The organism is Geobacter sp. OR-1 (genome assembly GCF_000813145.1).
Classification (GTDB): domain Bacteria; phylum Desulfobacterota; class Desulfuromonadia; order Geobacterales; family DSM-12255; genus Geoanaerobacter.
Genome location: NZ_BAZF01000038.1, coordinates 1 through 12167, shown reverse-complemented (window position 1 = coordinate 12167; position 12167 = coordinate 1). Strand labels below are relative to the sequence as shown.

General features: G+C 45.3%; 8 protein-coding genes, 1 pseudogene and 4 riboswitches. Of the genes and pseudogenes, 8 read left to right on the top strand and 1 reads right to left on the bottom strand.

Features of this window, described 5'->3' with window-relative positions; all coding sequences use genetic code 11:
* Positions 1-737, bottom strand: a pseudogene (locus OR1_RS21865) (transposase); the annotation flags it as partial.
* Positions 738-966: 229 nt separating this feature from the next.
* Positions 967-1043: riboswitch (cyclic di-GMP riboswitch) on the top strand.
* 94 nt (positions 1044-1137) lie between these two features.
* Here OR1_RS21865 and OR1_RS22210 point away from each other — a divergent pair.
* The 8 genes from OR1_RS22210 to OR1_RS20105 all read left to right on the top strand — a co-directional run.
* Positions 1138-2886, top strand: coding sequence for an IPT/TIG domain-containing protein (locus tag OR1_RS22210; RefSeq protein WP_152609991.1), 1749 nt, complete (start codon positions 1138-1140; stop codon positions 2884-2886).
* A gap of 106 nt (positions 2887-2992) precedes the next feature.
* Positions 2993-3517, top strand: a complete 525-nt coding sequence (locus OR1_RS20140; protein ID WP_041974856.1) for a serine O-acetyltransferase — start codon at positions 2993-2995, stop codon at positions 3515-3517.
* A gap of 6 nt (positions 3518-3523) precedes the next feature.
* On the top strand, positions 3524-4663 hold the full coding sequence (locus tag OR1_RS20135) for a glycosyltransferase family 4 protein (protein ID WP_041974853.1): 1140 nt from the start codon (positions 3524-3526) through the stop codon (positions 4661-4663).
* Positions 4664-4665: 2 nt separating this feature from the next.
* Entirely contained in the window at positions 4666-7149 is a 2484-nt protein-coding gene (locus OR1_RS21860; protein ID WP_082003061.1) for a TIGR03087 family PEP-CTERM/XrtA system glycosyltransferase, read from the top strand.
* Between the two features lie 22 nt (positions 7150-7171).
* Entirely contained in the window at positions 7172-8488 is a 1317-nt protein-coding gene (locus OR1_RS20120) for a nucleotide sugar dehydrogenase (RefSeq protein ID WP_041974851.1), read from the top strand.
* A gap of 12 nt (positions 8489-8500) precedes the next feature.
* Positions 8501-9121 carry a YdcF family protein gene (locus tag OR1_RS20115; protein WP_041974849.1) on the top strand — a complete coding sequence of 207 codons (621 nt, stop codon included), beginning with the start codon at positions 8501-8503 and terminating at the stop codon, positions 9119-9121.
* 1 nt (position 9122) lies between these two features.
* The gene (locus OR1_RS20110) at positions 9123-10319 is read left to right on the top strand and encodes a VanZ family protein (RefSeq protein WP_041974847.1); all 1197 of its coding nucleotides are present in this window, start codon (positions 9123-9125) and stop codon (positions 10317-10319) included.
* A 107-nt stretch (positions 10320-10426) separates the two neighbouring features.
* Positions 10427-10503: riboswitch (cyclic di-GMP riboswitch) on the top strand.
* A 60-nt stretch (positions 10504-10563) separates the two neighbouring features.
* A riboswitch (cyclic di-GMP riboswitch) is annotated at positions 10564-10640 on the top strand.
* A 120-nt stretch (positions 10641-10760) separates the two neighbouring features.
* Positions 10761-10840, top strand: a riboswitch (cyclic di-GMP riboswitch).
* A partial coding sequence (locus tag OR1_RS20105; RefSeq protein WP_152609990.1) for an Ig-like domain-containing protein occupies positions 10833-12167 on the top strand: 1335 nt, incomplete at its 3' end. (Overlaps the previous riboswitch by 8 nt.)

The window sequence follows — 12167 nt, the reverse complement described above, 5'->3', positions numbered from 1 at the left end:
CTGTGCCGCCGACTGCGGTTATAGAATACTTCCATATAATCAAACACATCTGAACGAGCTTCGTCCCGAGTTCGATAAATTCTGCGTCTGATACGCTCTTTCTTCAAACTACTGAAGAATGATTCGGCAACGGCGTTGTCGTAGCAGTTACCACGGCGACTCATGCTCGGGGTTATGGTCATGACAAAAACGCTGCCAGCCGTCGCTGCCGTATTGGGAGTCCTGGTCAAATGGATGATGACCTGAGTTTTTGGCCGGCGCCGCCATAGAGGATAACGTAAAATATTTTTCGCTTTTATAAAAAAGAGACACGGCAGAAGGAGGCGACGGTCTTCTTTGGCTCGCGGTGATTCGGGCTCCTTGAGCCAGGCATAATAACCGCTGCGCTGGATCCGTAGGACGCGACACATCGTCAGGACGGGGAATTCCGTGCTATGGTCGCGAATGAATGCGTACCTTACCCCGGATGCCTTGGCAAAGTACGCGGCGGCTTTTTTTAAAATGTCTCGTTCTTCGGCGATACGTTTCAGTTCCGACTTGAGGCGAGCGTTCTCTTTGCGGAGATCATCCAACTCTCCAGTTTTGCGGCCTGACCCACCGACAGCGCTGATCCACGCATACAGGCTCTTGGTGGACACACCCAACCGTGCTGAAACTTCTACGACCGAATAATTGCGCTCGATAACTTGCTTGACTGCTTCACGCTTGAATTCTTCTGAATAACGTTTGCTCGACATCGACACCTCCTAGGGGTTTCAATATTCCCATATCAGTGTCTAAAAAACTAGGGAAGTCCAGATTGATATTAATCGGAATCTGATTTTGATTTGAGTCTACGAGCGCTAAGTTTTAATTACATATTCTTTGTGGTGTATTAGCCAGCAAAATTTATTATTGTGATAACAATCACGGTTGTATTTGCTCTTTTACCGATTACTATTATTATAAGAAAATATACCAATTAACAATCGATAATACTAAACCACCCGCGAGGGTGGGACGGAAAGCCTAAAGGGTCTTCACGAGACAGTCAGGTTGCCGAAATGCTTAAACAGGCATGTAGGCAATTCAGCTTTTTTAATTTGCGAGTTCGTTTCGGGGAACCATAATACAACTTATCTGTCGCGGAGAAAAGAAATGAAAGAGACTATATTCAACCCAAGTAAACGAATATTTGTGCAATTCCTAATTTTTATCATTATGCTTATAGGTTTCACATTTTCATCTCCTGTGAAATTGTTGGCGGCACCTATTCTGAATTTTTCTGATATCACTTCAGGGCCAAAAACTGGGAATACTGATGGAGTTGGCAGTGGTGCAATAGTCACCATATGGGGGAACAATCTTGGGCCATCACAAGGCACATCTAAGGTTTATGTGGGTAATGTAGAAGCTACGGCAATATATTACTGGAAGGATGCAGATGGTACTCTTCCGGGTGGCCCCGCAAATCTCAGTACCTATCATAAAATGCAGGAGATTGCTTTTGCTATTCCCGCTGGGGCTGCTGACGGAGCTAATACAATTAAGGTTACTGTAGATGGGTCTGATTCCAACACATTGCCGTTTACAGTTAGAACGGGCGGGATTAAGTTCATCAAGTCTACAGGCAATGACAATACAGGAAACGGTTCATGGTCAACACCATGGGCTACATTGCAAGCATCCTTGCAAGCGTCCAAGATGTCAGCAGGAGATATTGTCTATTCTGTTGGTGTTGGCTCTTCTGTTGATGTAGAAATGGCGAAGAATGCTAGTATGCTTGGGACTGCAACCAAGCCATATTCGCTTGTCGTATACCCTAATACCACTTCAGAGCTTAATGGCAATAATACCTCAGCATTGAAATTTATGACTTCGCCAAGTGGTTATTGGGTGACTTCTAAATTTACCATAACTACAGTGCATAATACAGTGCCAGTTGGTTATTATTCAAGAGTCATTGGCCATAAAATATCAGGGCCTCAAGCATCACCCTATGGTTATAATGCTGCTCTAGCGGTTGGATGTATGGCAACGCCGGGAGATGCGACTGTTTGCAGTGGATCAAGAATATATGGGAATGAGATATTTAATTACGGTAAGGCCGACGGGTCGACTCCGGTTTCTCATCATTTATACTACTTGACTAATCGCTCAGGTGCTCCTGCTGCTGCTTACGAAATTGCATGGAATTACCACCATGACAACCCAGTAGCTCATGGTATCCATGTCTATGACGATAGCGTTTGTGGCGGGTGGAGTGGGCCGTTAAAAATTCATCACAATGTAGTAAAAAATCAAGGCGGAGCTGCTATAAATATCAATGTTAATTGTAGCGAAAGCAATCAGTATGAAATATTTAATAATATTGTTGTAACAGATACTGATTACACATCCTCCGGCAGAGGAGTGCCAGGAGCAGCATTTAGGTTTGAATCGGGCGGTGGGGCCATTAAAGCTTATAACAATACGGCATATGGGTACGGGGTTAGTAACGTACTGCATGGTGGTAGTGCTTCAGTAGATTTTCGTAACAACATTATTGTTGATACAAGAAATTTAGCATACGCTAACTCGACTGGCCCCGCCACTAAATCAAACAATTTATTCTACAGTACAGCAAACCCGTCTCTTGCTCTACCATCATGGGCCACTGGATCATTAAACGCTGATCCACTTTTTGTTGATGCTGCTAGACGAAATTTTGTACTAAGATCAACTAGCCCTGCCAAAAATTCAGGGACTGATATTGTCAAAGATGTTGCTCCTACAGATTTTTTAGGGCAGCCTCGTCTTACCGGTTATATAAGTATTGGAGCATTTAATCCAATTGATATGGTTTTGCCTCCAGTAACTCCCGCGACCCCAGCAGGTGGGTGGGACCCTGCGACTTTACCAAAATGATGTAATACTTATTGATCTTCTTAAATTATGGGCTAAAATCAAAACTGACCTCTTTCTTGAGGTCAGTTTTGTTATTTTTGCATGTTTAGCCTTCTAAGGGACTGATATGTTGGATAATGTGAAAGCTGATCTTGACCGGTTTAATGATGAAAACTGCGATACAAGTTTCTTGCGTTTGCTTATCAGGGGACTGGTTTCCCAAGGCTTTCAAGCGATTCTTGTTTATAGGTTCTTTCATTGGTTTCATTTGCATGGAGTTCCAGCCCAGCCGTTTCGTTTTATTATTGAACGATTCACCGAGATCACTACTGGAATATCAATCCCGGCAGCAACCCAAATTGGTAAGGGGTTCAGAATTCACCATTTTGGGGGAATCATTTTTCATTCTAAAGTAAAAATTGGCGAGAACTGTACTGTGTATCAAGGAGTAACGCTCGGTGACAAGGGTGGTTGGGGGAACCCGCCAACCATCGGCAACAACGTGTTGATAGGTGCTGGAGCCAAGGTATTGGGAGATATAATTATTGGGGACAATGTAGCCATAGGAGCGAACGCAGTGGTGCTCACTTCTATCCCATCAAATTCCATTGCCGCCGGAATCCCTGCAAAAATTGTCGGGACCAGAAAGTGACTGATAATGGGTAATGAGCATAAAATAAATGTGATGCAGTGCCGAAGCACATATACCACCGGCGGTGGTCCTGACAAAACAGCACTGCTGGTGGCTGAAAAGGCAAATCCTGATAAGTTCAATGTTATTCTGATGTATATGCGTGGAGCATCCGACAAGGAGTTTCAGATTGCAACATGGGCTCGAGAGAGAGGGTTAATTGTTTATGAGGTTCTTGAGCACGGCAAGTTCGATTTTGACAACCTTAAGGAAATAAACAGAATCATTCGTGAACATAAGATTGCTATTTATCATGCCAGAGATTATAAAACCTGTTTTTTCGGGTTTTTGCTCGGACTTATTCATCCACGAATGAAACTTGTTTTCACTGCTCATGGGTGGATAATTGAAGGTATGAAGTCCAAATTATACACATGGCTTAACATGGTATCCCTGAAGAGATATCAAAGAATCATTGCTGTATCCAAAGCAACGAAGCAGATAATGGTTAACAGCGGTATCGATGAGAGTAAGATCGAGGTGGTTTATAATGCCATTGATGTTGATTTGTGGCGGCGTGACAGAGTTGATTCTACCTTGCGGAGTGAGTTGAATATTCCTCCGAATGCTAAAATTGTTGGTGTGGTTGGGCGGCTAAGTGCCGAGAAGGCTATTTCAACCACTTTGGAGGTTGCTAAAAATGTGATTCATGAACGGCCGGATACATTTTTTGTTCTTGTCGGCGATGGTCCTTGCCGACAGGAGGTGGAAGAGAATATTCGTAATCTCGGCTTGATGGAGAATGTTTTTCTATTGGGGTTCCGGAAGGATGCACAGAATGTTTATGCGGGACTCGACCTGTTTCTATCCACGTCACTTACAGAAGGAATACCTAATACAGTGCTAGAGGCGATGGCAATGGAGGTACCGGTAGTTCACACAGCTGTGGGCGGTGTTCCTGAAATGATAGAAGACGGTGTTGACGGCATCCTATGTAACGTCGGTGATGTAGACGGAATCTCCAAGGCTGTCCTATCGGTTCTGAATAACGAAGATACGGCGGCGCAGTTGAGGAAAAACGGCCGTCAGACTACATGTAACAGGTTTTCTTTTACTGCAAGGATGAGAGCCGTAGAGTCAATATATGAACAGGTTGCAGCTTCCTAATCATGCGTATTCTCTACCTCAGTCAACGTGTTCCCTATCCGCCGAACAAAGGGGACAAGCTTCGCTCGTTCAATCAGATCAAATTTCTTTCAAATTCACACGAAATTTTACTTGTCTGCCTTTCGGATAATAGTGCCGACTTGCAGCATGTCCCCAGTCTGAAACCTTTCTGTTCATCGGTTGATATAGTACAGCTGCCGCCAATTATTTCCCGACTTAATGCACTGAAAGCCCTTTTTACCGAAAAGCCACTTACTTTGGCTTATTTCTTTTCAGATGAATTGAAAAAAGTAGTAAAAAATAAGATTGAAAATGAGAAGATTGATCTGATCTTTGTCTACTGTTCTTCCATGGCTCAGTATGTTGAGGATGTTGCTGATCTCCCAAAGGTTATCGATTTTGTGGATGTGGATTCGGAAAAATGGGCGCAGTATGCCATGCATGCAAAATTTCCACTCCGACAGATTTATCGCATTGAGGATCGCCGATTAAGACGATATGAAACCTCGTTGTGTAATAAATTCCAGCGTTGCTTTCTGGTTTCTGAGAAAGAGGTGGATGACTTTCATCACTTGGTAACTCCAAGTGAAAGGGTGGTCCCTTTGTTGAATGGGGTTGACTTGGGGATGTTCCAACCTGATGAGCAACCTTATGACTCGTGTCGATTGGTCTTTACCGGGGTCATGGATTATTTCGCCAATGTTGAGACTGTTTTATATTTTTATCAAGAGATTTACCCTCATGTTAGAAAGGCTGTGCCGGGTGTAAAATTCTATGTTGTTGGTAGTAATCCGGTGAAAGAACTCTTTGAAATCGTCAAGTCGGACAAAGATGTCGTGGTAACCGGTTATGTTGATGACATACGGCCTTATGTTCAGCAGTCTGCAGTTTTTGTGGCACCAATGCGTATCGCACGCGGAGTACAGAACAAAATTCTGGAAGCGATGGCCATGGGGGTACCGGTTGTCACTAATTCGCTTGGGTTCAACGGAGTCTCAGCAAATGCCGGTTCCGAGATTCTTGTCGAGGACGATCCATTCAATTTTGCCCAACAGGTGGTTAAGCTGATCACTGATCACAACTTTCGTCAGGATATTTCAAGAAAGGCACGTAAGGCAGTTGAAGAACGATACAATTGGAACACAAACCTGTCAGGGCTCAATGAAACGCTTTCCGAAGTCAAAGGGGAATTCACTCGGGGAATAAGAGTGACTTCGCAAGAGTCAAACATTTATGAGAATGGAGACTCTAGAAGAACAGTTCTTAAGAACGGGAAACTGAAAATACTTTATATATGCCATCGCTTTCCGTTCCCACCCAAGCGGGGCGGAAAGATACGGCCTTTCAATATGATTCGCCATTTTACATTACAAGGGCACGAGGTGACGGTCTGTTCTCTTTCTCGATCAGTCGTTGAGGCGAAGGAGGGGGCTGGTATAGCGGCACATTGCAAGAGATACGAGATGGTGCCGGTTAATAAACTCGTTCAGGTTTTACGGATGGCAGGCCGGTTACCTCTCGCCACGCCATCCTCAATGGGATACTTCTATTCTCATAACCTCAAACGTCGCATTGACAAACTGCTTGCTCGAGAATCCTTCGATCTTATTTTTGTCCATTGCTCTTCTGTTGCGCAGTATGTGGAAGATGTGAAAGGGATTCCTAAAATCCTTGATTTCGGAGATATGGATTCGCAGAAATGGCTCGAATATGCTCAGCACAAACCTTTTCCGTTTTCACTTGGGTACTGGCTGGAAGGCACTAAACTTGAGGCTGCTGAAAAGACCCTGGCGCGTAAGTTCGATATCTGTACAGCAACTACGCGTGCCGAATGGGAGACTCTCACCAGCTACAATTCCGCTCTGGATACCAACTGGTTTCCGAACGGAGTTGATGCCAACTACTTCAAGCCCGATGGTGGTCCTTACGACCCTAATACTATATCATTCATTGGTCGAATGGATTACTATCCCAACCAGGAATGCATGTTCGATTTCTGTAAAAACACTTTACCTATTATTCGAGTCAGCTGCCCTGACGCAAAACTGCTGATTGTAGGGGCTGACCCGAGTCCTGCTGTTGTGAAACTGGGAGAACTACCCGGCGTTACGGTCACCGGTTCAGTGCCGGACGTTCGCCCTTATGTTCTCAGGTCTGCCGTGATGGTGGCACCACTTAATATTGCTCGCGGTACGCAGAATAAAATTCTGGAAGCCATGGCCATGGGGGTGCCGGTGGTGACTAGCCCAATGGGAGCAGGGGGAGTAGATGCCGAGGATGGCATACATTTCCTGGTGGGAAGCGGACCGGAAGAGTATGCTCAGGCGTGCTTGCGTCTGATGCTGAACCCTGATGAACGAGCCCGCTTTTCCGTTGCTGGAAGGGAGAGGATGTTATCCCATCATGACTGGCAGGCTTCAATGAAACGCCTTGATGGCATCGTTGAGCATCTCCTTTCAACCTACCAGCCAGATGTTAATGAATAGTAGTGACTGAGAGGAATCAATCATGAACATAAGTATTTTTGGATTGGGATATGTCGGGGCGGTTTCTCTCGCCTGTCTTGCAAGAGATGGTCATAAGGTCATTGGTGTGGATATTGACCAGGCAAAACTTGACTTGATTCGTTCCGGTAAAACCCCTGTTGTGGAAGAGGGGATGGTTGAGCTGATGCAGCAAGTTGTTGCTTCCGGGCTGGTATCTGTAACTGATGATGTCAAGGAAGCGTTGTCCAATTCGGATATTTCTCTTATCTGTGTAGGAACTCCATCGGCACCAAACGGAAGTCAGGACCAGAGTGCTATGCTGAAGCTTGCTCAGCAGGCAGGAGCTGCAATGCGAGGGAAGTCATCTCCTCATATATTTGTATTCAGATCCACATTAGTTCCCGGCACAGTGGAGGACCTGCTTTCTCCAATTATCGAAAACTCCTCTGGTAAAAGAGAGGGTGTTGATTTTTTTTGCTGCTTTCAGCCGGAATTCCTCAGGGAAGGGAGTTCTATCAAAGACTATGACAGACCTCCTTTTACGATCGTTGGCTGTAATCACAGTTACCCCGAAGAGCAACTGAGGGATTTATTCGGGCATCTTCCTTGTGAGTTTTATACTTCTTCCGTTCGTGCGGCAGAAATGGTCAAATACTGTTGCAACAATTTTCACGCTCTGAAGATAACCTTTGCCAATGAGATAGGGCGGTTATGCGAATCTTTCGATATCGATCCGTTTCAGGTCATGGACTTGGTTTGTCGAGATACCCAGTTGAACATTTCCCGCGCATATTTGAGACCTGGGTATGCATTTGGCGGATCCTGCCTGCCAAAAGATTTGCGAGCTACATTGTATCTTGCCAAGCAACGTGATGTGGAGCTACCAATGCATGTTGGCTTAATGGCTTCAAACAAGGTTCATCTAGATCATGCAATACAAAAAGTTTTGGCAACCGGTTCTCGAAAGGTTGGGATGGTGGGATTATCGTTTAAGACCGGAACCGATGATCTTCGGGAGTCTCCTTTGGTTACCTTGGCAGAGCAGTTGGTAGGGAAAGGGGTTCAGCTGCTTATTTACGATCCAGAGGTGCATCTCTCCAGGCTTCTTGGGGCTAACCGTCGTTTCATCGAGCAACAGCTGCCCCATATCGGGGAACTGATACGTGAATCAATTGAAGAAGTGTTGGACGACAGCGAAGTGTTGGTGATAGGGATGCTGACCAGCGATATTACCGCAAAGCTTGAAATGCTGGTTACTGAAAAACATTGTCTGATCGATCTGGTTGGTATTCCAGATCGTGATTCTCTCAGGGGAAGGGTTGAAGGCCTTTGCTGGTAGTGCACATTTCTGATGAAAGCCAACTTTTCCAATTATCTGAAATCCTCTGCAACCATAATACTAGTTGTTGCTTCCATTCTCTTTCTCTCCTTTTCGGTCAATGTCAGGACCTTGTTATCAACTCCTCTTGTTGTTCATGAGTCCAATGCCCGAGGAGATGCATGTTATGTGATGGCCGGCGGCGGAGCGATTTGGGAGCGGCTTGATGCAGCTGCAGACTTGATACAGATGGGGCGGGTCAGCCGGATAATGCTGATGCAAGACAATATGCAGGGGCAGTACAGCTTCAAAACCAACAGCTCCTGGACCAGAACCAAATGGTTTGCTGATTATCTAGCGTGGCGTGGGATCTCCCAAGAAAAGATACTCTGGATTCCTCAAGCAGAGGGGTTATTCGGTACATTGACAGAGACGAGGGCTGTTGCGAAGAATCTTCCTATCAACTTTAAAAGCCTCGTAATTGTAAGCTCTGCACCCCATATGCGCCGTTCTTTACTGGCATTTAGGAGATCACTTCCAGTCAATATAAATGTTACTCCATATGCAGCAACAGAATTCTGGAACAGCTACGAGATGTATCATCCGATCTGGCTCGAATATCTGAAACTGACGGTCTATTATCTGATTGCGTAACATGATGAACTTTCGTTCCAACCACATTTTTTTACTGTTTTACATTCTATTCATTGTCTACGGAAGTCTCTTCCCGCTTGTCGATTGGCGGACACCGGAACACCAATTAATTGACGTATGGCGATACACAGTTGTGAATCGGGTTTCCCTCAGTGATTTATTAACGAATCTATTGGTTTATATTCCTTTTGGGTTCCTTTTATATTCCGTTTTAGTGGATAAATTCCGAATCATAATAAACATTCTCTTTGCCACAATATTTGGGGCATTTCTCAGTTTTCTAATGGAATATCTTCAGATGTATCTTCCGGCTCGAACCTCCTCGCCGATTGATCTGGCACTCAACACGTTTGGGACTTTCCTTGGCACCATGGCCTGCGTTTGGATGGGGAAAGGGAGCGGAATTGGAAAGTGTTTGTCGGATTGGCGCCACAAGTATGTTCATGAAGGTAGAGTTGCGGATATAGGACTTATGGTATTGATCCTGTGGGGAACTGCACAGTTATCCCCTTTTGTCCCTTCAATTGATTTCGGGGATATCAAGAACGGCCTCAAACCGATTTGGCTGACCATCCATGACCCCGCACGCTTTAATTTTTACCGTGCTGTTTCCTATGCTTTGTCTATTACTTCTTTAGGAATGGTAGTTCATCTCATCTACAATAATAGTCGTAAGGCTTACTGCTGGCTGGGGCTTTTCTGCGGGGCGGTATTAATGTGCAAAGTGTTCGTGGTCGGAAGGCAGCTTTCGCTAGAAGCTATCATTGGGCTCATTTCTGGGGTTTTAGCGACTGCGTTTTTAGAGAAGTTATCGCTTAGGAAGCATGTCTATGCAGGCGGGGTAACGGCAGCATTTTCCTTTATTGCAGAAGAACTTCGTCCTGATTATTCTCAGATTTTTGCGTTCCATGAATTCAATTGGATTCCATTCAAAGGTCAGATGGCAGAGAATGTCGCGGGGATCGGTTCGATTCTCGATAATATCTGGCCTTTCTCAGCTATTGGCTTCTTTTTGCTTGTAGTTGTTGATATTGGATCTAAAATTTCTTATGCATTGTCGGTAATGTCAATCATGCTATTGGTGTTTGTTATTGAGTACTTGCAGACTGCAATAATAGGGCGATACCCTGATATCACGACGGTAATTCTTTCTTACGTTGGTTTCTTGTTTGTTTGGATTTCTTACCGAGCACGTTGATTGTTGAACCTCTATTATCGTTTTTCAGATTAGTTCGGGGAAATATTTTCTTGACTTCCTTCCTATATATAGGGTATTTGGACATTCTGCTTACAACTCATAGCGGTACACGAAAATACTAAACCACCCGTGAGGGTGGGACGGAAAGCCTACAGGGTCTCACCGAGACAGCCGGGTCGCCGAAATACCTTGATAAAAGGGAGACGGGACCCGGCTTTTTTGCGTTCAAAAACCAATTTCCGGTACACGAAAATACTAAACCACCCGTGAGGGTGGGACGGAAAGCCTACAGGGTCTCATCGAGACAGCCGGGATGCCGAAATGCCTTTACTGAAAGGGTCGGCCCCGGCTTTTTTGTTGACTATTGCATAATGTGACAATTGTCACACAAGAATGCCTCGTCCCGACGAATTAGTTACCAAGACAAAAGAATACGACCTGTTTCCGAAGGGGTAAACCCAGGGTAACTTGGGGACACAAAGCTACGGATCCTGTAAATACAGGACAGCCGGGTTGGCGAGAAACAGATCCTCAAGTGGTTTCATTAAAATACTTGCGGACTGTTTCTTTTTTTTTGGGGCTGGTGAAGAAGGAACGGAGGAAATCATGAAATCGGCACTGAAAATAGCAGACAGGATTAAAATGCGACATTTTTTTTGCTCACTGGCGATCTGGTCTATTCTTTTACTGACAAATACTCACTGCATGGCAGCTGATGTGCTGCTCAACTGGGATCCAAATAGTGAAACCGATCTGGCAGGGTACAGGGTCTATTATAAAGTTGCCGACACCTTTGATGCAAACGGTGCCGTTATGGCTGCCGATGTTACATCCGGTAGCACAACAACGATTTCCGGCCTTGATGCCAGCCATACATACTCCTTCGCAGTGACTGCATATAATCAGAGCGGGCTGGAAAGCGGTTTTTCGATCCCCGTGACAATTCACGAGGCGATGGCACCATCAGTATCAATAACTTCTCCTTCATCTGCAAATGTAAGCGGTGCAGTTTCTATTGTTGCTGAAGCGTCGGACAACGTAGGGGTGTCGAAAGTCGAGTTTTATATTAACAGCGTGGTTGCATTCACTGCGAATGAAGCACCATACCAGTTTGAGTGGGATTCTCTTTCAGTGAATACCGGAACATACATGATAACCGCAAAGGCATACGATGCTGCCGGTAATATCGGGACGGCCAACGTATCCGTAAAAGTGGTAAACGATATCACAGCCCCGACAGTTGCCATTACTTCTCCGACAGATAACGGCACCGTTATCGGCAATGTGACGGTTTCGTCAACTGCTTCTGATGACGTTGCGGTGACCAAAGTTGAGTTCTATGAAAACAACGTGCTCAGGGCAGTGGTGAATTTCCCGCCATACAGATACAATTGGGACACAAGCAGCACCTCAAATGGGCTGGTTACATTGAATGCAAAGGCATATGATGCAAAGGGTAATATAGGCCAGGCAACAATTGGCGTTATGGTGAACAACATAATTCCGGATACAACTGCTCCTGAACTAACGGCATTCTCGATGCCGGCCACATCGCCAGCACTCAACGTTTCGATTAACAGCATTAATGCCACTGACGCTAAAGGAGTAACCGGTTACATGGTAAGCGAAAGTTCAGCTGCACCTGCCGTAACGGCAAGCGGCTGGACTTCAACGGCACCGTCCTCATACACTTTTGCATCAGAAGGGAGTAAGACCCTTTATGCCTGGGCCAAGGATGCCGCCGGGAATATTTCTGCCAGCCGTTCCGCTTCGATTATCGTTACTCTCCCTGTAACTCCAGTTCCTGATACCACCGCCCCTGAACTAACGGCATTCTCGATGCCGGCC